Raw genomic sequence first — 24475 nt, 5'->3', positions numbered from 1 at the left:
TGCGGGGCCGCCCCAAGCCAGTAAACATCGGCCGGTAGATCCGGCCCACGAAGGACTAAGGTATTATGGCCATCTCCGGTCTCATTCGCGTCATGGAAAAGGCGGCCCGTAAGGCGGGTAGCCGGCTGCGTCGCGACTTCGGCGAAATCGAGCACCTTCAGGTCTCGCGCAAGGGCCCGGCTGACTTCGTTTCGAAGGCCGATCAGGCGTCCGAACGCACGATCTGGGACGAACTGCGCGCCGCTCGCCCCGATTGGGGCTTCCTGTTCGAGGAAGCGGGCGAAATCCTGGGCGAGCCCGACAAGCCGCGCTTCATCGTCGATCCGCTGGACGGCACGACCAACTTCCTGCACGGCATCCCGCACTTCGCGATCTCCATCGCGGTGCAGGAACCGCGTCTGGACGGTAAGGGCTGGGGCGAAGTGACCGCCGGCCTGATCTACAACCCGGTTACCGACGAATCGTACTGGGCCGAAAAGAGCCGCGGCGCCTGGCTGCACGACAAGCGCCTGCGCGTTTCGTCGCGCCGCCATATGGACGAGAGCGTGATTGCCACCGGCATTCCTTTCGCCGGTCATGGCGACGCCGGCCAGTGGACCCGTATCTATCACGCGCTGGCGCCGCAGGTTGCAGGCATCCGCCGTTTCGGCTCGGCCGCGCTGGATCTGGCATGGGTTGCTGCCGGTCGCTATGAAGGCTTCTGGGAAGCCGATCTCAAGCCGTGGGATACGGCGGCGGGCTGTCTGCTGGTGCGTGAGGCCGGTGGCTTCGTGTCGGACTGGAAGGGCCGTTCGCAGCCGATCTGCGACACCGAAATCCTTGCTGGCAACGATGTTCTCCACTCCCGTCTGCATAAGTTGCTGGTAACCGCACTTAAGTGACTTGAGTACGACGTCCGGCGCGGCTAAGCGTGGCGCGCCGGAGCCGTCCGCTTCCATGCGGCGGCAATCACGCGTGAAGCGTGCCCCTGTGGCGGAATGGTAGACGCGAACGACTCAAAATCGTTTGTAGCAATACGTGCCCGTTCGAGTCGGGCCAGGGGCACCACGCGAATCATGGCAAGGGCAGCTATCTTTTAGCTGCCCGCCCGCAATCGGCATGTGACGGGCAATTCGCCAAGCTATTGTTATAATGGCGTTTCGCATGGCCTTGCGCGCAGTGTAACGGTTAAACACTGCCATCCTTCCCCAATTTGCGGCATTGCAGGTTCGTCGCTCGATGCGTCGATGTTTCCTGTCGTGGACCTTGCCGGCTCAGGCTGTCTTCCTCCGGGGCCAACGATAGGCATCCGCGTCGAGAACTGCTGGAATCCGGCCCGTTTCACGAGTGCCGAGATGGACCGGGCGCGTGCGGCTTCCCCTACTGCCGCCGATCGGTTTCCGGCATTTCCCGCAAGCCCGGCCATGCCGTCCCCCGAGGGCGGCTTGGGCCTCTTCGGGTCGCAAAACGGGTGAGAGTTGCCGCTCCACCCCGTCACGCCGGCATGCTCCGGGGGGAGCATGCCGGCGTCGATTGCTCGCATGAGATGCGGGCGGAACGCAAAAACCGCGCCCGATTGCAGGCAACGGGCGGCGAGCATGTTTGCCAAGTCTCTCTGTACGGACTATTTTGTTCGGAAAGGGGATGACATGGAACGTAGTGCCACCGAATTCCAGGACGCCCTTTCGCGTGTTGTGGATTCCGCTACTTTCCGTTCTTCGCCGCGCCTTGCGGAACTTCTTACTCATCTTGTTCAGCAGACTGTCGCAGGCCATGCCGATCGCCTGAAAGGCTATGCGATAGCCCTCGATGTCTTCGGACGGGATGAGGATTTCGACGCTTCTTCGGATTCGATCGTGCGCGTGCAGATGACGCGCCTGCGCAAGGCGCTGGTCGAACACTATGCAGGTGAAGGACTGGACGACCCGGTCCGCATCGTCATTCCGCGCGGATCCTACGTCCCGTCGCTGGAAGATGCTCCGGTCCGCGTAGCGCCGGCCGCGCCAGAGCTGACGGCTGCGCCGGAAGTTGCGGGCGCGCAGGTGCCGACGCCGACGCAAGGAGAAGGGGCTGCTGAACAGCCGCTCGCGCCTGTCGTTCCGGCAGCGGCAACGTCTGGGGCCGCCCCTGCCACAAAACAAGCGCCGATCCGCGAGGACATGGTCCATTCCACCAGCGCGCTCAATCTTCGCCGCCGCGCCTGGGTTCTGCTCGCCGTTCTGGCGCTCGCGGCAGCCTTGCTGATCGTCTACTGGCCGGGTGACGAACGCGATACGGCCATAGCCCGCGCCGGCGAGATGCCGCAGGGACCGACCGTTTTCGTCATGCCCTACGCCCTCAGCGGAGCGACGCCGCAGATCGCGCAAGTGCGCGACGGCATTCAGTACAACCTGGTCAATTACCTGTCGCAGCTTCCCAATCTGGCAGTGGTCGCTCTGGACGACGGGCCGATTTCGCCTGCGGTAGACCGGCAGGCCAGAGCGGCACCGCGCGGTAGTACATTCGTGTTGCAAGGCTCCATAGTCGCATCTGGCGACAAGTTCCGCGTCAATTCCAGCCTTGTGCGGATTCCCGGCGGCGTGGTGGTGTGGTCGGAGAATAGTGAACTGCTCTCCTATGACCCTCTCCATGTTCTGCAGTTGCAATCCGACATCGCACTGGGCGTGGCGTCGCGCCTCGGCCAACCATACGGTGTGATCCACGAGACCATGCGGCAGAACCTTGAGAACCACCGTAACCTCTCGATGGAGCACTATTTCTGCGAATTGCGCGCGTTCGAATTCATGCGAAACAAGGAACCCGGCACGCTCGCGCCTGTAAGGGCCTGTCTGGAACGTGCAGTCCAGGACAAACCGAACTATTCCGACGGTTGGGCTCTGCTGTCCTGGCTGCATACTTATGAGGCTGTAGCCCAAGGCACCGGCAATTCACCCGCCGCATTGGACGCCGCAAACCGGGCGGTCGCAGCCAACGCCACGAACGCGATGGCCTATCAGTATCTGGCGATTGCTCGCTTTCACGCGGGCGATTTCGACGCCGCGCGCGACGCGATCGGCAAGGCGCTGGAGATCAGCCCCAACAATTCAGAAACCCTCGCAGAGGCAAGTCGCCTTCTGGGCGTGCTGGGAGAGCACGATGTGGCGCCTGCGCTGGCCGAAAAGGCCATCCGGCTCAATCCCGGCCACCCGGCGTGGTACTGGTCCGGACTGGTGATCGATGCCCTTTACCGTGAGGATGGAGCGCAGGCGGTGCACTTCGCCAGGCTCAATGCCGAAGATCGAGGTCTGATCCCGCGTTATCTCCTGGCATCCGCCTATGCGCTGAACGGGCAAAAGGATGAAGCGGCCAAAGTGCTGGAGAAGGCTGCGCGGGATTATCCCAAGGTCGCGCGTGACCGTCGGCAGCTGGTGCGCGAACTGCACATGCCCGACTTCGTGACCGGCCCGCTGGAGGAGCATGGCCTGCTGGGGCCTTGAGATATTGGCACGAAGTCGCTGAACGATCGGGGAATCGAACTTGTTATGCGGCACGATGCGCCATAGGCTTCCTGCCATGAACGCCGCCGTCCTTGCCGCCGCTCTCGGCCTGATCGCCCCTATCTCTTCACCTGCGCTGGCCGCTGCGCCGCAGGAGGAAATTTCCGCCACCATCTCCCGCGATCTGCCGGGGTTGATGACCGTCTACCGCGATCTCCATGCCAATCCGGAACTGAGCATGCAGGAAGTGCGCAGCGCTGCAATCCTGGCCAAGGCGGCGCGCGCGGCCGGTTTCACCGTTACCGAGAAGGTCGGCGGAACCGGCGTGGTCGCCATCCTGAAGAACGGCGAAGGGCCGACCGTCTTGATCCGGGCAGACATGGATGGCTTGCCCGTGGTAGAGCAGACGGGCCTGTCATTTGCCTCTACCCGGCGCGGAACGTCCACCGCCGGGGTCGAGAGCGGCATCATGCACGCATGTGGCCACGATACGCATATGACGGCGTGGATAGAGACCGCGCGCCTGATGGCGGCGCACAAGTCCGAATGGTCCGGCACGCTGGTGATGATCGGCCAACCGGCGGAAGAGACCGGGGAAGGGGCGTTGGCGATGCTCAAGGACGGGCTCTACTCACGTTTCCCGAAGCCGGACTACACTTTGGCCTTCCACGATTCGGCAGATCTGCCGGCCGGGCAAGTGGGGGCGGCGGTGGGCTGGGCACTTGCCAACGTGGACAGCGTCGATATCGACGTGAAGGGCATCGGCGGCCATGGCGCCTATCCGCAGACGACCAAGGACCCCATCGTCCTTGCCAGCGCCATCGTGATGAAATTGCAGACGCTGGCAAGCCGGGAAACCAATCCGCTCGATCCGGTGGTGGTGACCGTCGGGTCGTTCCATTCCGGCGCGAAGCACAATGTCATTTCCGACGATGCGAAGCTGCAACTGACGGTGCGCAGCTATTCGGATGAGACGCGCGCGCATCTTCTGGACGGCATCCGCCGTATCGCGCGCGGGGAAGCGATTGCGTCCGGCCTGTCGGACGATCTCATGCCGGTGATCACGGTGAAGGAGCCGCATACCCGAGCGACGTGGAATTCGCCTGAGTTCACGCAGGCGGCTGTCGCCGATCTCAAGGCGAAGATGGGTGATGCGAACGTCGTGGTGACGCCCTCGGTCATGGGGGGCGAGGATTTCGGCGAATTCCGGCGCGCGGACGACAAGAACATCCAGTCCGTGATCTTCTGGGTGGGCGGCGTCGATCCTGCGAAGCTGGCCGCAGCAAAATCGGGCGGTGCGCCGCTGCCTTCGTTGCACAGCCCGTTCTGGGCGCCGGTAGCGGAAAAGGTCATCTCATCAGGCAGTGAGGCAACCACGTTGACCGCGATGCGGCTGATGGCGCGCAAATAGCGCGCCTTGGGTATCGGGGTGCTGTAAATCCGTCCGACAGATCCTGCTGTTTATGCGAGAGTTTGGCTGAAAATTTGGCATTTTTGCGGTAAACGCCATTGTCAGATTTACCGACAGTTTACCCATTCTGCCTAATTTGGCGTCAAGGCCGCATCCGGCCCGGAAGATGGCTCCCCCGCGAAGATGATCCGCCTTTTCAAACATTACATCCCCCACGCGGTGGTGCTGCTCTGGCTGGTCGACGTCGTGCTGCTGGCCACCGCGAACGAGATTTCCTGGCGGTTGCGGGCGGAACAGATCGGGATGGAGGCCGGCGATCTGGGCGGACGTCTTGGCGTCCATGCCGCATTTGCGGGCGTGATCGTTCTCGCGATGATCGCTGTAGGCGTCTACGGGGCGGACGCGCTGCGCTCCATGCGTTTCGCCGCCGCGCGTCTGCTGGTGGCGGTGTCGCTGGGCATCATTGCCCTGTCCTTCGTGGACTTTCTTGTTGCCGGACAGCATTTCTGGCGTTCGACGCTCGCCTATTCGATGGCATTTGCCATCGTTCTGCTGATGGCCAATCGGCTACTGCTGGGCGCATTCCTTGGAACATCCGCTTTCCGCCGCCGGGTTCTTGTGCTGGGTGCGGGCCATCGTGCGCAGCGCTTGCGGGATCTGGCAGAGCGGCCGGAAAGCGGCTTTGCCATCGTCGGCTATATCGCGATGAGCGAAGGCGATCCGGTCGTCGAAGAAGCCATCACCCGCGCTGCGATCCACGATCTTACGCGCTTCGTGAACAATCTGGGCGTCAGCGAAGTGGTGCTTGCGCTGGAAGAGCGCCGTAACGCGCTGCCGCTGAAGGACCTCTTGCGGATCAAAACCACCGGCGTCCACGTCAACGAATTTTCCAGTTTCCTTGAGCGCGAGACCGGGCGCGTCGATCTGGACACCGTGAATCCCAGTTGGTTGATCTTCTCCGACGGCTTTTCGTCCGGCCGCATGGTTTCCAGCGCGGCCAAGCGCCTGTTCGATATCTGCGCAAGTGCGCTGTTGCTGATGCTGACGGCGCCCGTGATCCTGCTTTTCGCGCTGCTCGTAAAAATCGATAGCAGAGGGCCCGCCTTCTACCGCCAGTCCCGCGTGGGCCTTTATGGCCAGCCGTTCAACGTCGTGAAGCTGCGGTCCATGCGGACGGATGCGGAAGCAGCGGGTGCGCAATGGGCGGAACGGGATGATCCGCGCGTTACGCGTGTGGGCCGGTTCATTCGCAAGGTGAGGATCGATGAACTGCCCCAGGCCTGGAGCGTGCTGAAGGGCGAGATGAGCTTCGTCGGCCCGCGTCCGGAACGCCCGCAATTCGTCGCCGACCTGGAAGAGCAGCTTCGCTATTACGCCGAACGGCACATGGTGAAGCCGGGCATCACCGGCTGGGCGCAGATCAACTATCCTTACGGCGCCTCTATCGAGGATTCCCGGCACAAGCTGGAATACGACCTCTATTACGCCAAGAATTACACGCCCTTCCTCGATCTGCTTATCATTCTGCAGACGCTGCGGGTGGTGCTTTGGAGCGAGGGCGCGCGATGACCATGGGGCACGCAGGCGCATTCTGGGCCGGTATCGGGTCTGCGCTCAACCTTGCTGGGGCAATCGGCATCGCCAGCCTGGGATTGTGGCTTCTGCCGCGCAGGGCGCGCTTCGGCAAGGCGGGTATTCCGATCCTGGCGGCGTTGCTGTTGACCGCGGGCTGGGCGGTGGCCGCTGCAGCCAGCGGAAACATGCTGACGATTTCCTTTGCCGAAAGCGCCCGCAACCTCGGCTGGTTGGTGGCGGTCTACACGCTGTTCGCCAGTGATGGGCGCCACGCAACGCTCGCGCCCATTCGCCCGGTTATCTACGCGCTGGTCTTCGTTGAGTTGCTTCAGTTGGGAACGGATGTCGCTCTGTTGCGTCTCGCCTTCGAGCCGCGGGTCTTGCGGGACGCATTCGACTTTACCGTGATGTTCCGCTTGCTGGTCGCGATCGGCGGGCTGGTTCTTGCGCACAACCTCTATGCCGGAGCGGCGCGGGAAGCGCGCGGTGCGCTGCGGTGGCCGGCGGCGGGATTGGCCGTGCTATGGGCATTCGATCTCAACCTCTACACGGTCGCCTACCTTGGAAATGCATGGCCCGTTGAAATTGCAGCCATGCGCGGACTGGCAACTTTGGCACTGGCCGCCTGCCTCGCCATAGGAGCGGCGCGAAATCGGGATGAACTGCGCCTGCGCCCGTCGCGCGCGGTGACATTTCAGACGTTCTCGCTGCTGGTGATCGGCATCTACCTCGCCGCGATGGTGGCGGTTGGGCAGTGGTTGGCCTACGCCGGCGGTGACTTCGCGCGCCTGATCGAATTGGCCTTCCTGACAATGGCCAGCGCTTTCGCACTGGTCGTGTTGCCCTCCCGGCGGGTGCGGGGATGGCTGAAAGTGACGATGGCCAAGCACTTCTTCCAGCACCGCTATGACTACCGCGAGGAATGGCTGCGTTTCACGCGTACCATCGGCAGCGGCGGCGAACAGGCGCTGCCATTGGGTGAGCGCGTGGTTCAGGCCGTGGCCGACGTTACCGGCAGCGCGGCCGGGCTGTTGTTGACCCCTGGCGATCAGGGGGACCTGACGCTTGCGGCCCGTTGGAACTGGCGCGACATCGATGTGCCGGCAATTGCCTATCCGCTGCGGGCGCTGGTGCCGTTCGAAAATCACGCCTTCATCGCCGATCTGGATGAGCAACGCACTGGCGTCATGGCGGCGGGATACGAGGTGGAAGTTCCGGCGTGGCTTCTGGCTGAACAGCGTGCCTGGGCACTGGTGCCACTCGTTCACTACGAGCGCCTGGTAGGCATGGTGGTGCTGGCTCGGCCGCAACTGGCCCGCAAGTTCGACTGGGAGGATTTCGACCTGCTGCGCGTCATCGGCCAGCAGCTTGCCAGCTATCTGGCTGAGAATTCCAGCCAGGAAGCATTGGCGGAATCAAGTCGGTTTGAGGATTTTCATCGCCGCATCGCTTTCGTGATGCACGATATCAAAAACCTTGCGAGCCAGTTCAGCTTGCTCGCCCGCAACGCTGAACTGCATGCCGATAAGGCGGAATTCCGGGCCGACATGCTGGTGACCCTGCGCAATTCCTCCGACAAACTCAACGCGTTGCTGGCCCGCCTCTCCCGCTATGGAAATGGTGTGGTGGACAAGCTGGAACCTGTAGGGGCGGGTGAAATCGCGCGTTCGGTGATCGCACGCTTTCAGGGTAATCCGCAGGTGGTCCTGGCAGAGACGCTGGACGTTATGGTCACTGCCAATCGCCACTCGTTGGAGCAGGTCCTGGTCCATCTCCTCCAGAACGCGCTCGATGCGAGCGAGGCGGATAGCCCGGTGTTTCTCTCGCTGGTGAGCGACGGTCTCAATGCCCGGTTCGAAGTGCTCGATTCCGGCTGCGGCATGTCCGCCGAATTCGTCCGCAACCGGCTGTTCAAACCCTTCGTCTCAACCAAGAGCGGCGGCTTCGGAATCGGTGCGTTCGAGGCGCGCGAACTGGTGCGGGCGATGCGTGGCCGGATGGAAGTGGAATCGCGCGAAGGACTGGGATCGCGTTTCGTCGTGCGTATCCCGCTCGCCGCCGCCACCGATTTTTACCAGACACTTGCCGCCAAGGATCAGAAAGTAGCCTGAGATGACCGAGACACTTCCCAAGTTGCTGGTCGTAGAGGACGATGCCGGGCTTCAGGCCCAGCTCAAGTGGGCTTACGAGGATTTCGAAGTTTTGATCGCGGGTGACCGCGCGCAGGCCATGGCTCTGTTGCGCTCGGAAATGCCCGATGTGGTGACGCTCGATCTGGGCCTGCCGCCCGATCCCGATGGCGTGAGCGAGGGTTTTGCCGTGCTCGACGAGATCATGGCGCTGAAGCCCGATACCAAGGTGATCGTCGCATCCGGTCATGGCGCCCGCGAATCCGCGCTTCAGGCGATCGCGCGCGGGGCTTACGACTTCTACAAGAAGCCGGTCGATATCGATGCGCTGGGGCTGATCGTGCGCCGTGCGCTCCAGCTTCACCGGCTTGAGGATGAGAACCGCCGTCTGGCCTCCAAGGTCGAGAAGGACGACAAGGTTTTGGGCCGTATGATTACCGCCGCGCCGGAAATGGTGCGTGTGGCGCGGACGATCGAGCGGGTCGCCAACACCAATGTCTCGGTGATGCTGCTGGGGGCTTCGGGCACCGGCAAGGAACTGCTGGCGCGCGGGCTGCATGAGGCAAGCGGGCGGGCCAAGGGCGAATTCGTGGCGATCAACTGCGCCGCGATCCCTGAGAACCTGCTGGAAAGCGAGTTGTTCGGCCACGAGAAGGGCGCCTTCACCGGGGCTGTGAAAACCACGCCGGGCAAGATCGAGCAGGCCGGCGGCGGTACGCTGTTCCTCGACGAAGTGGGTGACATTCCGCTTCAGCTTCAGGTCAAGCTGCTGCGCTTCCTTCAGGAGCGGGTGATCGAACGCGTGGGCTCGCGGGAGTCGATCCCGGTCGATACGCGCATCGTCTGCGCCACGCATCAGGATTTGGAAGCGATGATCGCGGACGGGCGTTTCCGCGAGGACTTGTTCTACCGGCTTGCCGAAATCGTCGTGAAGATCCCCAGCCTTGCCGAGCGGCCGGGCGATGCGACCCTGCTCGCGAAGGCTTTCCTCAATCGCTACGCCAAGGAAATGAACCCGCGGGTGCGGGGCTTTTCCGCCGATGCGCTGGCCGCCATCGATGCCTGGCAATGGCCGGGCAATGTGCGCGAACTGGAGAACCGGGTGAAGCGCGCGGTCATCATGGCGGACGAAAAGCTTGTCTCCGCCATCGATCTGGACCTTGCCGAACCCGACGAGCAGGTGGCCAACGCCCTCAATCTCAAGACCGCGCGCGAGCAGGCCGACCGTAAGGTGATCCGCCATGCGCTGGCCCGCAGCGAGGGCAATATTTCCAGCACCGCCAAGATGCTGGGTATCAGCCGGCCGACGCTTTACGATCTGCTGAAGCAGTACGACTTACAAAGTTGATTGGGGCAGACTGTCAAAGAAAAAGGCCGGTGGCGCGTTCAGCACCACCGGCCTTTTCTATGCCTTCAAGGCGGCCCCGATCAGATGTGGATCGGCTTGCCCTGCACGGCCATGGCCGCTTCCTTGATCGCTTCCGAGTGGGTCGGGTGCGCGTGGCAGGTGTAGGCGATGTCTTCCGACGTCGCGCCGAATTCCATAGCCTGGGCAGCCTGGGCGATCATCGTGCCCGCCACCGAAGCGATGCACCACACGCCGAGCACGCGGTCGGTTTCGGCGTCCGCGATCACCTTCACGAAGCCGTCGGGCTCATGGTTGGTCTTGGCGCGCGAGTTGGCGAGCATCGGGAATTTGCCGACCTTCACGGCTCCGCGAGCCTTGGCGGCCTCTTCGGTCAGGCCCACGCCGGCGATTTCCGGCTGCGTGTAGACCACGCCCGGGATAACGTCGTGGTTCACGATGCCGGTCAGGCCCGCGATGTTCTCGGCGACCGCGATGCCTTCGTCTTCGGCCTTGTGGGCGAGCATCGGGCCGGGGATCACGTCGCCGATGGCCCAGACGCCGTCGACCTTGGTCGCGAAGTCGTGGTCGGTCTCGATCTGGCCGCGCTGGTTGAGTTCGAGGCCGATGTTGCCGAGGCCGAGGCCGTCGGTGTTCGGCTTGCGGCCGATGGCGACGAGCACGACGTCTGCATCGATCACCTCGGCAGCGCCGCCGGCGGCGGGCTCGACAGTGACCTTGGCAGCCTTGCCTTCAACGGCAACGCCAGTGACCTTGGTCGAAAGCTTGAGCGTCATGCCCTGCTTCTTGAAGATCTTGGCGGCTTCCTTGCGGACGTCGAGGTCCATGCCGGGGAGCAGCTGGTCGAGGAATTCGACGACGGTGACTTCCGCGCCGAGACGACGCCAGACCGAGCCGAGCTCAAGGCCGATCACGCCGCCACCGATGACGACCATCTTCTTGGGGACCGAGGCCAGTTCCAGCGCGCCGGTCGAGTCCACGACCACGCCGCCGGCGTTGTCGATTTCCACGCCGGGAAGCGGGGTGACCGAGGAACCGGTGGCGATCACGATGTTCTTGGCGGTGACGGTCTTGCCGGCAACTTCGACGCTGTGCGCGTCCTTGAACTGGGCGTAACCCTTCAGCCAGTCGATCTTGTTCTTCTTGAACAGGAACTCGATGCCGCCGGTCAGGCCCTTGACTGCGTCGAGGCGCTGGCCCTGCATCGTGTCGAGGTCCAGTTCCGGGGTGACCTTGATGCCCATCTTGGCCATCGAGCCGCCTTCCTTGGCCGCTTCGAAGTATTCCGAAGCGTGGAGCAGGGCCTTCGAGGGGATGCAGCCGACGTTGAGGCAGGTTCCGCCCAGCGTCTCGCGGCCTTCGGCGCAAGCGGTCTTCAGACCGAGCTGCGCGGCGCGGATCGCGGCGACATAGCCGCCAGGGCCGGCACCGATGACAAGGACGTCGTAATCGTAATCAGCCATTGTTTAGGCCTCCGTCGCGCTAGGGGCTTCGACAAGCTCAGCCTGAGCGGGAAATGGTATTCAAGTCAATCAAACCCGCTCACCCTGAGCTTGTCGAAGGGTGTTTGGGGCTTGCCGCTCCGCCTGCCGTGAAGACAATGCCCGTGAAGGCTGGCGGAGCGGCGAGGCAACCTCAGAGGTCGATGAGGAGACGCGTGGGATCCTCGATCGCTTCCTTGATGGTCTTCAGCGCGGTAACCGCTTCGCGACCGTCGATGATGCGGTGGTCGTAAGACAGCGCGATGTACATCATCGGGCGGATCACGATCTCACCGTTGCGCACGACCGGGCGGTCTTCGATGCGGTGCAGGCCGAGCACGGCCGACTGCGGCGGGTTGATTATCGGGGTCGACATCAGACCGCCGAACACGCCGCCGTTCGAGATGGTGAAGGTGCCGCCGGCCATGTCGGCCATGGTCAGCGTGCCTTCCTTGGCCTTCTTGCCGAAGTCGGCAATGGCCTTCTCGATGCCGGCGAAGCCCAGCTTGTCGCAGTCCTTCACGACCGGAACGACAAGGCCGTTCGGGGCCGAGACGGCGATCGAGATGTCGACGTAGTCGTGGTAGACGATCTCGTCACCGTCGATCTGCGCGTTGACGGCCGGGATGTCCTTGAGCGCGAGGACCGAAGCCTTGGCGAAGAACGACATGAAGCCCAGCTTGATGCCGTGCTTCTTCTGGAACACGTCCTTGTACTTCTCGCGCGCTTCGATGACAGCCGACATGTCGACGTCGTTGAAGGTGGTGAGAAGCGCGGCGTTGTCCTGCGCGGACTTCAGGCGCTTGGCGATGGTCTGGCGCAGACGCGTCATCTTGACGCGCTCTTCGTTGCGCGCAGCCGGAGCAGCGGCAGCCGAAGCAGCAACAGGGGCCGAAGCCGGCTTGTTCTTGGCCGCTTCAAGGACGTCGTCCTTGGTGATGCGGCCGTCCTTGCCGGTGCCCTTGATGGTGGCGGGATCGATGCCATGCTCCAGGATTGCGCGGCGCACGGCCGGCGACAGCACCGAGGAACCGGCCGAAGCGTCATCCGCGGCGGGAGCCGGGGCGGGTGCAACGGCAGCAGCAGCCGGGGCAGGGGCCGGAGCCGAAGCGGCGGGGGCCGCTGCGGCGGCGGGAGCGGCAGCGCCCGAACCGGCTTCGATCGTGGCGATCAGCGCGCCGACGACGACGGTGTCGCCTTCCTTGGCAAGCTGCTGGCCCATGACGCCGGCGTGCGGCGCCATGACGTCGATGGCGACCTTGTCGGTCTCCAGGCTGGCGATGGGCTCGTCAGCGGCAACCGCTTCGCCGGGCTGCTTCAGCCACTGGCCGATGGTGGCCTCGGCGACGGATTCCCCAAGGACGGGGACCTTGACTTCGGTGGTCATGATTTATCTCAAGCCTTCTGCTTGCGGCGGAGTTCGGAACGGACGGAGAGGTGCAGCGCATCGGCAACCAGCGCAGCCTGTTCGGCGACGTGGCGCTTGGCGAGACCGGTGGCCGGCGAGGCCGAGGCGTTGCGGCCGGCGTAGCGGGGACGCGGCTGGGCGACACCGGCTTCCTTGGCGGCAGCTTCGATCTGCGATTCGACGAAGAACCAGGAACCGTTGTTCTGCGGTTCTTCCTGGCACCAGACGATCTCTTCGAGATTCGGCATGCGCGACAGGCGCTTGGTCAGCGGTTCGCCCGGGAAGGGGTAGAGCTGCTCAAGACGGATGATCTGGGTATCGTCGATCTCGGCGGCGTCACGTGCTTCGAGGATGTCGTAGAAGACCTTGCCCGAGCACAGGATGACCTTCTTCGTTGCCTCGTCGCTCGCACCGTTCGGGTCCGAGAGCAGGCGGCGGAAGTGGCCGTCACCGAGGAATTCCGAAGCGGCCGACTTTGCCAGCGGATGACGCAGAAGCGACTTCGGCGTCATGATGACCAGCGGCTTGCGGAACGGACGGTGCATCTGACGGCGCAGAACGTGGAAGTAGTTCGCGGGCGTCGTGATGTTGCAGACCTGGATGTTGTCCTGCGCGCAGAGCTGCAGGTAACGTTCCAGACGGGCCGACGAGTGCTCCGGACCCTGGCCTTCGTAGCCATGGGGCAGCAGCATGACGAGGCCGTTGGCGCGCAGCCACTTGGACTCGGCCGAGGCGACGTACTGGTCGATGATGATCTGCGCGCCGTTGGCGAAGTCGCCGAACTGCGCTTCCCACAGCACCAGGGTCTTCGGATCGGCGCTGGCGTAGCCATACTCGAAGCCGAGCACGCCATATTCCGAAAGCGTCGAGTTCAGCACCTCGAAGCTGCCGTGGGGCAGGGTCTTGATCGGGGTGTACTTGTGCTCGTCCTTCTGGTCGACCCAGACGGCGTGACGCTGCGAGAAGGTGCCGCGTTCGCAGTCCTGACCGGACAGACGCACGCTGTAGCCTTCGGTGACGAGGCTGCCGAAAGCGAGCGCTTCCGCCGTGGCCCAGTCGAAACCTTCGCCCGACTTGAACATCTCGTCCTTGGCGGCGATCACGCGGGCCAGCGTCTTGTGGACGGTGAGGTCCTCAGGAACGGTGGTCAACACGCGGCCGAGGCTGTCGAACAGCTTGTTCTCGATGCCGGTTTCGACGTTGCGACGCGCGGTTTCGGGATCGGCAGGCTTGTGGAAGCCGCTCCACTGGCCGGCGAACCAGTCGGCCTGGTTGGCCTTGTAGGTCTTGGCGGCCTCGAACTGCTCTTCCAGATGCTGCGTGAACGCGGCTTCGGTCTGCGGCAGGAACGCGTCGTCGATGACGCCTTCCTTCTTCAGACGCTCGGCATAGATCTGGCTGACCGGCGGGTGCTGGCGGATCTGCGCGTACATCAACGGCTGCGTGAAACCGGGCTCGTCGCCTTCGTTGTGGCCGAAGCGGCGATAGCACCACATGTCGATCACGATGTCGCGGCCGAAGGTCTGGCGATAGTCGATCGCCAGCTTGCACGCGAAAGTCACGGCAGCCGGATCGTCGCCGTTGACGTGCAGGATCGGGGCCTGAACGCCCTTCGCCACGTCCGACGGGTACGGCGAGTTGCGCGCGAACTGCGGGCTTGTCGTGAAGCCGATCTGGTTGTTGATGATGAAGTGGATGCAACCGCCGGTGTTGTAGCCCTTCACGCCCGAGAGGCCGAAGCACTCCCAGATGATGCCCTGGCCGGCGAAGGCCGCGTCACCGTGGATGAGAACCGGCAGCACCTGCTTGTGCTTTGCACCGGGGCCGACATCGTCGCCGATATCGTCGGCGATCGTCTGGTAGGCGCGGACCTTGCCGAGCACGACCGGATCGACGGTTTCGAGGTGCGACGGGTTGGGCATCAGGCTCATGTGGACCTTGATGCCGTCGAACTCACGGTCGGCAGAAGTGCCGAGGTGGTACTTCACGTCGCCCGAGCCGCCGACGTCTTCCGGATTGGCGGTGCCGCCCGAGAATTCGTGGAAGATGACCTTGTACGGCTTGGCAAGGACGTTCGCGAGGACGTTCAGGCGGCCGCGGTGGGCCATGCCGTACACGATTTCCTTCACGCCCAGTGTGCCGCCGTACTTGATCACGGCTTCCAGCGCCGGGATCATGGCTTCGCCGCCGTCGAGGCCGAAGCGCTTCGTGCCGACGTACTTCTTGCCGAGGAACTTTTCGTACTGCTCACCGCGGACGACGGCCTGAAGGATCGCCTTCTTGCCTTCGACGGTGAACTCGATCTCCTTGTCGGCGCCTTCCATGCGCTCCTGGAGGAAGCGGCGTTCCTCGACATCGGAGATGTGCATGTATTCGAGGCCGACCTTGCCGCAATAGTTTGCGCGCAGGATCTGCACGATCTCGCGAACGGTCGTCCACTCAAGGCCCAGCGCGCCGCCAACGTAGACCGGACGGTCCTGCGCAGCGCCCACGAAGCCGTGGTATTCGGGGGTCAGGTCAGCGGGGAGCTGACGCTGGTTCAGGCCAAGCGGGTCGAGTTCCGCCGCCAGGTGACCGCGCACGCGATATGTGCGGATCAGCATCATGGCGCGGATGGCATCGGCCGCCGCTTCGTCTATGCGGGACTGGTCGATCTTCGGACCACCCTTGGCGGCCGCTTTCTCGATCTGGACCTTCAGCGCTGCGGGGTCGAGGCCCTGCGTAAGGTCGTCCTCGAACTCGGCGCCGACCAAGGGCCAGTTCTTGCGCTGCCAGCTGGGTCCGGCCTGTGGGCCATCGAGGGGGCCATTGTCAGCCGAGCCGGGGGTGAAGTCGAAACTCTCGTCGCCCATGGGAATCACCTTCATGTGGCGTCGGGAGGGGATTCCCGGCGCTACCGAGCATAGTCTGCGCGAAGTCGGGAAATGGGGGAGGTCCCGTGTCTTCGCAAATCGTCCGGCGTCAGATCGCACCGGTTATTTATAGACCCGTGGCGGCGGCGAACCGCCGCCACGGGCAAAACTGGTTTACGCCAGTTCCTTGAGAACCTCGACCAGCGTCTCGCCAAGCAGCGAGGGCGAGGGGGAGACGCGGATGCCCGCTTCTTCCATCGCCGCGATCTTGTCCTCGGCGCCGCCCTGGCCGCCCGACACGATCGCGCCGGCGTGGCCCATGCGACGGCCCGGAGGGGCCGTGCGGCCGGCGATGAAGCCAACCATCGGCTTCTTGCGGCCACGCTTGGCTTCGTCCTTCAGGAACTGAGCCGCTTCTTCTTCGGCGCTGCCGCCGATTTCGCCGATCATGATGATCGACTTGGTAGCTTCGTCGGCCAGGAACAGTTCCAGGACGTCGATGAAGTTGGTGCCGTTGACCGGGTCACCGCCGATGCCGACGGCCGTGGTCTGGCCGAGGCCGGCGTTGGTGGTCTGGAACACCGCTTCATAGGTAAGCGTGCCCGAGCGCGAAACAACGCCCACCGAACCCTTGGAGAAGATGCTGCCGGGCATGATGCCGATCTTGCACTCGCCGGGGGTCAGGACACCGGGGCAGTTCGGACCGATCAGGCGCGACTTCGAGCCCGAGAGGGCGCGCTTCACGCGGACCATGTCCAGAACCGGAACGCCTTCGGTGATGGCAACGATCAGTTCCATCTCGGCGTCGATCGCTTCGAGGATGGCGTCGGCGCAGCCGGCGGGCGGAACGTAGATGCACGAGGCAGTCGCACCGGTAGCCGCCTTGGCTTCGGCAACGGTGTCGTACTGGGGCAGGTCAAGGTGGCTGGTGCCGCCCTTGCCGGGGGTGACGCCGGCAACCATCTGGGTGCCGTAGGCCAGCGCGGCTTCGGTGTGGAAGCTGCCGGTCTTGCCGGTCATACCCTGGGTAATGACCTTGGTGTTCTTGTCGACGAGAATGGACATAGGGAAATCCTAATTCCTGTTCCTGGGGTAGGCCGTGTTACGGCTTGGGAAGCGCCATGGCGCAAATTCCGCGAAGTGCAACCGTCCAAGTCGTAAAATCAACGACCCGATGAGCCGAAACCCCGCCAACCCCATCGAAACGCATCGTCGGGGGCAGGCGGGGCCGGTTCAGTCAGATCAGGCGAGCGAGCTGTCGATGCCCTTGCAGGCAACCAGCAGTTCCTTGACCGCGTCGATCGAAACCTGAAGGCCGGCCTTGGCCTGCTCGTTCAGTTCGATCTCGATCACCTGCTCGACGCCGCCGGCGCCGATCACGACCGGCACGCCGACGTAAAGGTTGTCGACGCCATACTGGCCTTCGAGGTGCGCGGCGCAGGGCAGGACGCGCTTCTGGTCGCCCAGGTACGATTCAGCCATGGCGATCGCCGAGGCGGCCGGTGCGTAGAAGGCCGAGCCGGTCTTGAGTAGGCCGACCACTTCGCCGCCGCCGTTGGCGGTGCGCTTGACGATGGCGTCGATACGCTCCTGCGTGGACTTGCCCATCTTGATGAGGTCGGGAACCGGGATGCCCTTGACGGTCGAGTATTCGACCACCGGCACCATGGTGTCGCCATGGCCGCCGAGCACGAACGAGGTCACGTCGCGGACCGAAACGCCGAATTCCCAGGCCAGGAAGGTCGAGAAGCGGGCCGAATCCAGCACGCCAGCCATGCCGACGACCTTGTTGTGGGGCAGGCCCGAGAATTCGCGCAGCGCCCAGACCATCGCGTCGAGCGGGTTGGTGATGCAGATCACGAAAGCGTCGGGAGCGTTGGCGGCGATGCCTTCGCCGACCGACTTCATCACCTTCAGGTTGATGCCGAGCAGGTCGTCGCGGCTCATGCCGGGCTTGCGGGCGACACCGGCGGTGACGATGATGACGTCTGCGCCGGCGATGTCGGCATAGTCGTTGGTGCCGGTGATCTTGGCGTCGAAGCCTTCGACCGGGCCGCACTGCGACAGATCGAGCGCCTTGCCCTGCGGCAGGCCTTCAGCGACGTCGAACAGGACGATGTCGCCCAGTTCCTTCTGTGCCGCGAGGTGCGCGAGAGTGCCGCCGATGTTGCCGGCGCCGATAAGGGCAATCTTCTTACGAGCCATGTTGCTGCTTGTCCTTCCCACAAGGCGGGCGCTTCGGACGAAATGGCTCCTGCTGTGTCCCGCTAAAGGCAGGTGCCGGTGTTGACGAAGGGCGCCGTACGCCCCTCAATCCGACAATGCAACCGGGAAACGGCCGTCAAAAGGCAGCTGGGCGCAGAAATTAATGATAATAGTTCGCAATTGCAATAGGTCGAGTGAAAGTGCGGGATTAGGCGCAGGAACGCGTGCGAACCCAGCCATTCGGCGCAATCGCGACCGCGCTATTCGCAAGCTCTCAAGCTGGCTGCGGCACGGCGATTCTCCCGCACCGGGATTACGCTGGCAAGAACGTTGCGAGCGAGTCGGCGCGTCGACAAGGCGCGTGGTCGCGAACAATACTGCGGAAACGAGTAAAGAGCGCCGCCGAAGCAAACGCTCTGTGGGTCTGGGCAATATGGAAGGGGAATATGTGTGAGCCCCGCCGATGGCTCAACCGCTGCGCGCAATGCGCTTTTCGAAGGCTTCCGCCATGCGGCGATCAAGCTGGCGACATACCGCGATCCACCAATGGCAGGCCTTGTCATCTCCGGCGAGACGTGCCGCTTCCGCATTCGAGCGGGCGCGGCGGGCGGCAGATAGGCCGTAGACGGCAAAGTGGCGCAATGCCTCGGTCAACATCCGTTGATCATGGCCGTTCTGATTGGCAGCGGAGGGCAGCACGGGAGAGGTGCGCCGTACGGAGCCGTTGTCATTGACGGCATCAAGCGGAGTCCATGAACAGCGCATGCGCATGACCGCCGGTGTCGTCCCGCCCCGGGCGGCGGAAAAGCGGATGGTCATTGTCGCGGGCCCTTTTGTCGTTGTCGCAGGCCCTTTCTGCCACGCTGGGCGCTAAGTCTTCGTGAGGGGCTATGGTTGCCAGAGCGTTATCTTCGTCTTCAGCCCGTCCTTTTCAGGTGCCAGGCGCGGCTATCCATTTGCCGGAATTGGCATATTCGGAGCGAATGCCTTGTGCCTCGGGCAAGTTTTGCGCGCGGTAAAGATTGTCGCCTCCGCGCGCGCGCACTTCTTCGGAATAGCGTGGTGCTGGTGTGCCGTCGGCATTCGTCGTGGCCGGACGAACTGCGGGAGCGGCGACAGGCGCGGCGAAGACGCGTTGCAGGGCAACAGGATCGAGCGCGGCATCTGCCAAAGCAGTCGCGGCCGAGAGATCGCGAGGACGCGGCGCTGCCAAGGGTTCGCCGCCCAGATAGGCGAAGCGGAACGAGCCGGGGGCGCCTGCCGCGCCGTTGAAGCTGTAGAACCGGTGCGCGCCTATCGTCGTGAGGTAGTGAAGGCTTGGTGCCCAGTAGGGATTGATCTGGATCGTGTGATAATGCGTGGCCAGGCCCACCGGCGCATAGACGTCGCCGGCCAGCGCCGAGCGGGCGACGGCGGCGGCGCGGTCCCAGAAGAAACGCTGCGGCGCGCGGGTCAGCGATCCGTCGCAGGCAAACGTGAACTGGCAGCCGGTAGGCCGTTCGGATCCTTCGAACACGACCCCGCAGACCGTCTTGGGATAGGCCGGATGCGCCACGCGGTTGAGCACCACTTGCGCCACGGCGCGCTGCCCGGCGTCTGGTTCGGTTGCGGCTTCGTAATAGATCGCCATGGTCATGCACTGCTGTGCACGCGCGCGGTCCAGCGCCGATCCTTCGAAGCGGAACGGCCGCGCGATCGGGCCTGATGGATTGCTGAAGGCGTTGTCGGTAGTGGTCGTCTGAACGGCGGGTTCCGCTTTCAAGTAGTAATAGGCGGACCCCGGAAAGCTTTCGCCCTTCTGTTCGAACGGCATCGGCAGCACGGATTCGTTTCCGCTCGGCGCATCGCCGATGGAAAATCGGGCCCAGGTACCCGGCTCGGCGAAGGCGGGAAGGGCCATCGCTGCCAGTGTGCAAATCGACAGGGCCCACCGCTTCTGCGCCCGCTTGCGCCGATACCTCCAACCGCCACGCACGGCGAAGTCGCGCGGGAGCGGCTCCATTCCGCGTAGTTTAGGGATGGGGGCGATATCCATCACAAGCAGTCCCAAGGTTCAAGGGTGGCGCGCCTTTTGCGCCTAACGCATCGGGCGGTGTTCCGCATGGGCGGTCTCGGTGGCGTCCCGAAGCGGCACGATATCGGCGGAAAGGATGAAGGAGTGGCGAACGCGCCATTCCGGTCGAATAAATGAGCGGTGCAACGAAAAACGGGCAGGTCGCGCCTGCCCGTTTCCCTTATCCTTGCGTGGTGCCCTTACTTGGAGCCCTGCGTCAGCCCGCGTGCTTCCAGCATTGGTTCCACGCTGGGATCATGCCCGGTGAAATCGCGATACATCTGCGCGAAGTCCTTGGAATGGCCTTGGCCCAGGAAGCTGGCGCGAATGTGATCGCCATTCGCGCGCGTCATGCCGCCATTCTTTTCCACCCAGGCCCAGCCGTCGTGCGCCAGCACTTCGGTCCAGATATAGGCGTAGTAGCCGGCTGCGTAGCCGTTGTCCCAGATATGGCGGAAGTACGGCGTCTTGTAGCGCGGCGGGATCAGGTCCGTGCGCAGGCCGGTCTCTGCGAGCGCCTTGGCTTCGAAAGCCATCGGCGGCTGTGCGGCTTGCTCGGGGCTCAGCGTGTGCCAGCGCATGTCGAGCATGGCCGAGGTCAGCGTCTCGCCCAGGCCAAGGCCCTGGTTGAACTTGCCCGCAGCCTGGATCTTGTCGAGCAGCCCCGCCGGCAGCGGCGCGCCGGTCTGGTAGTGCTTGGCGAAGTTGTTCAGCACCTGCGGAACGGTGGCGAAGTTCTCGTTGAACTGGCTGGGGAACTCCACGAAGTCGCGCGCGGTGTTGGTGCCCGAGAGCGAGGTGTACTTCTGGCTGGCGAAGAAGCCGTGCAGCGCGTGGCCGAATTCGTGGAACATCGTCGTCACATTGTCCCATGTGGCAAGCGGGGGCTGGCCATCGGCGGGCGGATCGATGTTGAGCGTATTGACGATCACCGGCTTGGTGCCGTTGATGTAGGACTGGTCTACGAAGTTGTTCATCCATGCGCCGCCCTTCTTGTTGGGGCGGGCGAAGGGATCGTAGTAGAACAGCGCCAGCGACGAGCCATCCTTGTCGAACACTTCATAGACGCGCATCGACGGGTGATAGCCCGAAAGGTCGGTGCGGCGCTTGAAGGTGATGCCGTAGGTCTGCGTGGCGGCATAGAAAACGCCGTTTTCCAGCACGTTCCACACTTCGAAGTACGGCTTGATAGTCGCTTCGTCGAGGTCGAACTTAGCCTTGCGGACCTTCTCCGCGTAGTAGCTCCAGTCCCAGGGCTGAAGAGCGTCGGTCACGCCATCCGCCTTGGCGGCTTCGGTCAGCAGGCCGGCCTCACGGTCTTGCGTGGCGCGCAGAGCGGGGACGAAGCCCTTCATGAAGTCCATCGCCTGCTTGGGCGAGGTGACCATCTGGTTGTACATGTTGAGCGTGGCGAAATCCGGCTTGCCCAGCAGTTGCGCCTTCTTGGCGCGCGCCACGGCGATCTGGCTGACGATGCCGGTGGTGTCGTACTGGTCGCCCGAACTGGTGCGGTTGATGCTGGCTTCGAACACCTTCTTGCGGCTGTCGCGGTTGGTCAGCTGCGTCAGCACCGGCTGCTGCGTGAAGTTGAGCAGCGGGATCAGGTACTTGCCCGGCTTGCCCTGTTCGGTGGCCCGCTTTGCGGCTTCGGCGATGGCGGCATCGCTCATGCCCTTCAGTGCGGCGGCATTGTCGAACACGACTGCATGCGCGGCGGTGCCGGCGGTCAGCGTCTGCGAGAACTTGGTCTCCAGCGTCGCGATCTCAAGGTTGAGCTTCTTCAGCTCCACCTTCTGCGCGGCCGAGAGCAGCGCGCCGCGATTGACGAACTTCTCGTACGTGGTCGAAAGCAGCATCGCGTCTTCGCCGGTCAGCGCCTTGCCCTCGGCGCTGTCATGCACGGCCTTCACGCGGGCGAAGAGCGCATCGTCGAGATAGATGTCATCGTTGAGCGCGGAAATCTGCGGGCTGAGCGCGGTATCCGCAGCGTCCAGCGTGTCATTGGTGTTGGCCGAGGTCAGCTGGCTGAACACATTGTCCACGCGGTCGTACATGCTGCCCGCGCGTTCCATGGCGACCAGCGTGTTCTCGAAAGTCGGCTTGGCCTTGTTGGTGGCGATCGCCTTGATCTCGGCGCGCTTGATGGCAATGGCGGCTTCGATGGCGGGCTGCCAGTCGCTATCCTTGTACTTCGAGAAGTCCGGCGCGCCGTAGGGCAGGGTGCTGGGCTGTGCGAAGGGGCCGATATAGGCCGGAGCGGCGGCCTTCGGAGCTTCCTTGGCAAATGCAGTCATGGGCATGCCTCCAAGCAGGCCGGCGCCGAGTACAATCGGGGCAGCGGCGGCCATGAGCCGGGTCTTCATCGGTCATTTCTCCTGGCGGCGGCAACCCGGAAATAAGGGGCCGGAAACCGGATCGCAGAGCCGCTTGAATGGCCCCGTCCGGTGCGCCGGAACGGGCGCCGCAATTGGTGGACGGCCGGGGTTGAAGCGCAGAAAATCGCCACTGGCAAGCGCACAGGCGGCCAATCGTGGCAGGTTGCGCAAACACGGTTTCCAGCTTTGCTGATCACCAAGAATCATGACGCCGGGGCGCAACATGCTTGCGCCCCGGCGCCTCGACGGTCGCGGGAAGCCTCTTGAAGAGGCTCTATCGCCGGCGGGGGGATTCCGGCCCGGTCAGTTCGACCGGAAGCGACCGTTCGACCAAATCTGCATAGGGTGATCCCGGCCTTCCTCGTGCTGGCGCACGCGATCTTCAAGCTGGCGATCGAAGATCAGCGATCCGGTGCGGCGTGCAAAGCGGCTGCGGCGGTAAGGAAGTTCTGCGCCGATGTTCATGATCCATCTCCTCTCAAGGCGGCAAACGCGGACTTGTCGGCGTTGGTTCCCGACTTTCGTCCAGTTTCGGGACTATCAGGCGAAGGCGGGAAGAGGAAGCGGAAGGCGCGTTCCGTTCGCCGCATCGGCCAGCGTATGCGCGTCGAGTTCTGCCAGAAATGCGCCCATTGCCTTGCGCAACAGAGCGGTAAGGCCGCAGGCACCCCGCAGCAGGCAATTGTCGCAATCGGCGGGCTGGAGATTGGGTTCCGTGAGTCTCACGACCTCGCCCAGGGTGATCGCAGTGGCCGGCCGCCCAAGGCGGAAGCCGCCGCCGCGCCCGCGCACAGTCTCCAGCAGCCCGGCGTTGCCCAACAGGTTCACCACCTTCATCGCGTGGTTACGCGAGATGGCGTGTGCCTCTGCCACTTGCGCGATCGAGAACAGCCGGTCCGGATCGACGGCGGCGTGAAGCAGGATGCGCAGGGCGTAATCGGTGTGCGCGGTAAGGCGCAATCGCGTTCTCCGGATAAATGATGCTTCGTATTTACATCTTTTCAGGTGGGAGTATAGATGCATTCAGTTTGCATCTTTAAGGACGATTCGAGATGGCTGCTCCCCTCAGCGAAACTACCGTCGCCGTGATCAAGGCCACCGCCCCCGCGCTTCAGCAGCACGGCGTGGAGATCACCACCCGCATGTACGCGCGCCTTTTCGAGAACGAAGATGTGCGCGCCATGTTCGATCAGGCCGCACAGACTTCGGGCGAACAGCCCCGCCGTCTCGCGGCCGCGATCCTTGGCTATGCGCAGAACGTCGACAAGTTGCAGAACCTGACCGGCGCGGTTGCGCGCATGGTGCAGCGCCATGTCGAAACGGGCGTGAAGGCCGAACATTATCCGCTGGTGGCCGAAGCGTTGCTTCCCGCGATCCGCGACGTTCTGGGGGAAGCCGCGACCGACGAAGTGCTCGCCGCGTGGGGGGAAGCGTACTGGTTCCTCGCCGACATTCTGATCGGCAAGGAGGCCGATGCCTACGCCGAACTGGAAACGGTTTGACTCCTATCGTGTGCCGACGCCGCGCTCGAACTGGGATTGCAGGTTTGTCAGTGCCGCAGGGGTGACCGGTGGCAGTTCCTCCGCCGCCTTGCCCTTGCGCAGGGCGGCGCGGTCCTTTTCTGAAGGCTGCACTATGCGGACGCGAACGGCAGCCTTGCCCTTGGCCCGGATGCCCAGTGCCTCGGCGGCTCCGCGCGACAGGTCGATCACGCGGGCACTATCCCCATAGGGCCCCCGATCGTTGACGCGCACCAGGATGCGTCGGCCGGTGTCGAGCGAGGTAACCTCGACATAGCTGGGCAGCGGCAGGGTCTTGTGCGCCGCGGTGATCCAATCCGGGCGGAAGCGTTCGCCATTGGCAACCTGGTTGCCGGACTCTTGCCCGTACCACGTGGCATAGCCGAGCACGTCATAGGCTGGTTGGTTGGCCGGCGTATAAGTGACACCGCGCACCTTGTAGGGCGGGCCGACGCGCACGGGCGTATCGCTGACCGCGCGGAACTTTGTGCCGCCGCCGCAGGCTGCCAGCGCCGAAATCAGTACAATTGCAAATATGGGCTTGAGCGCCCCCGTTAAACTGCCGCTCATGCCCGATCCCTAGCGTTGCTTGCGGTGCACTGTCCAATCGGCCTGACGCCGGGGAAGGGCGGATTAGCGGAACCA

The 24475-nt window shown here is 63.7% G+C and carries 18 protein-coding genes and 1 tRNA gene; 8 read left to right on the top strand and 11 right to left on the bottom strand.

From position 1 onward, the window contains the following. Positions 1 to 62: 62 nt before the first annotated feature. The 7 genes from ACZ1JC_RS20370 (at position 63) to prsR (ending at position 9918) form a co-directional block, all read left to right on the top strand. Entirely contained in the window at positions 63 to 881 is an 819-nt protein-coding gene (locus tag ACZ1JC_RS20370; protein ID WP_465138529.1) for an inositol monophosphatase family protein, read from the top strand. A gap of 82 nt (positions 882 to 963) precedes the next feature. Beyond that, positions 964 to 1047, top strand: a tRNA-Leu gene (locus ACZ1JC_RS20365). A 581-nt stretch (positions 1048 to 1628) separates the two neighbouring features. After that, a complete protein-coding gene (locus ACZ1JC_RS20360) occupies positions 1629 to 3455 on the top strand; it encodes a tetratricopeptide repeat protein (protein WP_465138436.1) in 1827 nt (608 codons plus the stop codon). A gap of 76 nt (positions 3456 to 3531) precedes the next feature. After that, positions 3532 to 4866, top strand: a complete 1335-nt coding sequence (locus ACZ1JC_RS20355) for an amidohydrolase (protein WP_465138437.1) — start codon at positions 3532 to 3534, stop codon at positions 4864 to 4866. A gap of 183 nt (positions 4867 to 5049) precedes the next feature. After that, positions 5050 to 6435 (top strand): TIGR03013 family XrtA/PEP-CTERM system glycosyltransferase, encoded by a 1386-nt coding sequence (locus ACZ1JC_RS20350; RefSeq protein ID WP_465138438.1) that lies wholly within the window; start codon positions 5050 to 5052, stop codon positions 6433 to 6435. Beyond that, a complete protein-coding gene (gene prsK, locus ACZ1JC_RS20345; protein WP_465138439.1) occupies positions 6432 to 8552 on the top strand; it encodes an XrtA/PEP-CTERM system histidine kinase PrsK in 2121 nt (706 codons plus the stop codon). Before ACZ1JC_RS20350 ends, prsK begins: the two co-directional genes overlap by 4 nt. Before the next feature lies 1 nt (position 8553). Beyond that, positions 8554 to 9918, top strand: a complete 1365-nt coding sequence (gene prsR, locus ACZ1JC_RS20340) for a PEP-CTERM-box response regulator transcription factor (RefSeq protein WP_465138440.1) — start codon at positions 8554 to 8556, stop codon at positions 9916 to 9918. Between the two features lie 80 nt (positions 9919 to 9998). Here prsR and lpdA read toward each other — a convergent pair whose 3' ends face one another. The 10 genes from lpdA to ACZ1JC_RS20290 form a co-directional block, all read right to left on the bottom strand. Further along, the gene (gene lpdA, locus ACZ1JC_RS20335) at positions 9999 to 11399 is read right to left on the bottom strand and encodes a dihydrolipoyl dehydrogenase (RefSeq protein WP_465138441.1); all 1401 of its coding nucleotides are present in this window, start codon (positions 11397 to 11399) and stop codon (positions 9999 to 10001) included. Positions 11400 to 11571: 172 nt separating this feature from the next. Beyond that, complete coding sequence (odhB, locus tag ACZ1JC_RS20330; RefSeq protein ID WP_465138442.1) at positions 11572 to 12804, bottom strand: 2-oxoglutarate dehydrogenase complex dihydrolipoyllysine-residue succinyltransferase; 1233 nt, start codon at positions 12802 to 12804, stop codon at positions 11572 to 11574. 8 nt (positions 12805 to 12812) lie between these two features. Then, the gene (locus ACZ1JC_RS20325; RefSeq protein ID WP_465138530.1) at positions 12813 to 15677 is read right to left on the bottom strand and encodes a 2-oxoglutarate dehydrogenase E1 component; all 2865 of its coding nucleotides are present in this window, start codon (positions 15675 to 15677) and stop codon (positions 12813 to 12815) included. Positions 15678 to 15851: 174 nt separating this feature from the next. Beyond that, positions 15852 to 16742: a succinate--CoA ligase subunit alpha gene (sucD, locus tag ACZ1JC_RS20320; RefSeq protein ID WP_465138443.1), complete on the bottom strand. Its 891-nt coding sequence runs from the start codon at positions 16740 to 16742 to the stop codon at positions 15852 to 15854. Between the two features lie 177 nt (positions 16743 to 16919). Further along, positions 16920 to 17882: a malate dehydrogenase gene (gene mdh, locus ACZ1JC_RS20315; RefSeq protein ID WP_395332903.1), complete on the bottom strand. Its 963-nt coding sequence runs from the start codon at positions 17880 to 17882 to the stop codon at positions 16920 to 16922. Between the two features lie 468 nt (positions 17883 to 18350). Further along, the gene (locus ACZ1JC_RS20310) at positions 18351 to 18701 is read right to left on the bottom strand and encodes a hypothetical protein (protein ID WP_465138444.1); all 351 of its coding nucleotides are present in this window, start codon (positions 18699 to 18701) and stop codon (positions 18351 to 18353) included. A 112-nt stretch (positions 18702 to 18813) separates the two neighbouring features. Next, complete coding sequence (locus tag ACZ1JC_RS20305; RefSeq protein WP_465138445.1) at positions 18814 to 19782, bottom strand: cell wall hydrolase; 969 nt, start codon at positions 19780 to 19782, stop codon at positions 18814 to 18816. Positions 19783 to 20135: 353 nt separating this feature from the next. Then, positions 20136 to 22298 (bottom strand): M3 family metallopeptidase, encoded by a 2163-nt coding sequence (locus ACZ1JC_RS20300; protein ID WP_465138446.1) that lies wholly within the window; start codon positions 22296 to 22298, stop codon positions 20136 to 20138. 315 nt (positions 22299 to 22613) lie between these two features. Beyond that, complete coding sequence (locus ACZ1JC_RS20295; RefSeq protein WP_465138447.1) at positions 22614 to 22775, bottom strand: hypothetical protein; 162 nt, start codon at positions 22773 to 22775, stop codon at positions 22614 to 22616. 75 nt (positions 22776 to 22850) lie between these two features. Further along, positions 22851 to 23270: an Rrf2 family transcriptional regulator gene (locus ACZ1JC_RS20290; protein ID WP_465138448.1), complete on the bottom strand. Its 420-nt coding sequence runs from the start codon at positions 23268 to 23270 to the stop codon at positions 22851 to 22853. Positions 23271 to 23362: 92 nt separating this feature from the next. Between ACZ1JC_RS20290 and ACZ1JC_RS20285 the strand changes: the two genes are divergently transcribed. Then, positions 23363 to 23812, top strand: coding sequence for a globin domain-containing protein (locus ACZ1JC_RS20285; protein ID WP_465138449.1), 450 nt, complete (start codon positions 23363 to 23365; stop codon positions 23810 to 23812). Between the two features lie 3 nt (positions 23813 to 23815). Here ACZ1JC_RS20285 and ACZ1JC_RS20280 read toward each other — a convergent pair whose 3' ends face one another. Continuing rightward, complete coding sequence (locus ACZ1JC_RS20280; protein WP_465138450.1) at positions 23816 to 24400, bottom strand: septal ring lytic transglycosylase RlpA family protein; 585 nt, start codon at positions 24398 to 24400, stop codon at positions 23816 to 23818. Positions 24401 to 24475 lie beyond the last annotated feature (75 nt).

Source organism: Sphingomonas sp. BL-S-28, from assembly GCF_055521515.1.
The sequence above is the reverse complement of the archived record's forward strand: the minus strand, read 5'-3'. Positions and strand labels throughout refer to the sequence as shown.

Excerpts from the sequence above, each read along its gene's own strand:
- ACZ1JC_RS20300 (WP_465138446.1), bottom strand. The coding sequence starts at position 22,298 with ATGAAGACCCGGCTCATGGCCGCCGCTGCCCCGATTGTACTCGGCGCC.
- mdh (WP_395332903.1), bottom strand. The coding sequence starts at position 17,882 with ATGGCTCGTAAGAAGATTGCCCTTATCGGCGCCGGCAACATCGGCGGC.
- ACZ1JC_RS20310 (WP_465138444.1), bottom strand. The coding sequence starts at position 18,701 with ATGACCATCCGCTTTTCCGCCGCCCGGGGCGGGACGACACCGGCGGTC.
- ACZ1JC_RS20350 (WP_465138438.1), top strand. The coding sequence starts at position 5,050 with ATGATCCGCCTTTTCAAACATTACATCCCCCACGCGGTGGTGCTGCTC.
- lpdA (WP_465138441.1), bottom strand. The coding sequence starts at position 11,399 with ATGGCTGATTACGATTACGACGTCCTTGTCATCGGTGCCGGCCCTGGC.
- ACZ1JC_RS20295 (WP_465138447.1), bottom strand. The coding sequence starts at position 22,775 with ATGAACATCGGCGCAGAACTTCCTTACCGCCGCAGCCGCTTTGCACGC.
- odhB (WP_465138442.1), bottom strand. The coding sequence starts at position 12,804 with ATGACCACCGAAGTCAAGGTCCCCGTCCTTGGGGAATCCGTCGCCGAG.
- ACZ1JC_RS20360 (WP_465138436.1), top strand. The coding sequence starts at position 1,629 with ATGGAACGTAGTGCCACCGAATTCCAGGACGCCCTTTCGCGTGTTGTG.
- ACZ1JC_RS20305 (WP_465138445.1), bottom strand. The coding sequence starts at position 19,782 with ATGGCCCTTCCCGCCTTCGCCGAGCCGGGTACCTGGGCCCGATTTTCC.
- prsR (WP_465138440.1), top strand. The coding sequence starts at position 8,554 with ATGACCGAGACACTTCCCAAGTTGCTGGTCGTAGAGGACGATGCCGGG.
- ACZ1JC_RS20285 (WP_465138449.1), top strand. The coding sequence starts at position 23,363 with ATGGCTGCTCCCCTCAGCGAAACTACCGTCGCCGTGATCAAGGCCACC.
- sucD (WP_465138443.1), bottom strand. The coding sequence starts at position 16,742 with ATGTCCATTCTCGTCGACAAGAACACCAAGGTCATTACCCAGGGTATG.
- ACZ1JC_RS20325 (WP_465138530.1), bottom strand. The coding sequence starts at position 15,677 with ATGGGCGACGAGAGTTTCGACTTCACCCCCGGCTCGGCTGACAATGGC.
- ACZ1JC_RS20355 (WP_465138437.1), top strand. The coding sequence starts at position 3,532 with ATGAACGCCGCCGTCCTTGCCGCCGCTCTCGGCCTGATCGCCCCTATC.
- ACZ1JC_RS20280 (WP_465138450.1), bottom strand. The coding sequence starts at position 24,400 with ATGAGCGGCAGTTTAACGGGGGCGCTCAAGCCCATATTTGCAATTGTA.
- prsK (WP_465138439.1), top strand. The coding sequence starts at position 6,432 with ATGACCATGGGGCACGCAGGCGCATTCTGGGCCGGTATCGGGTCTGCG.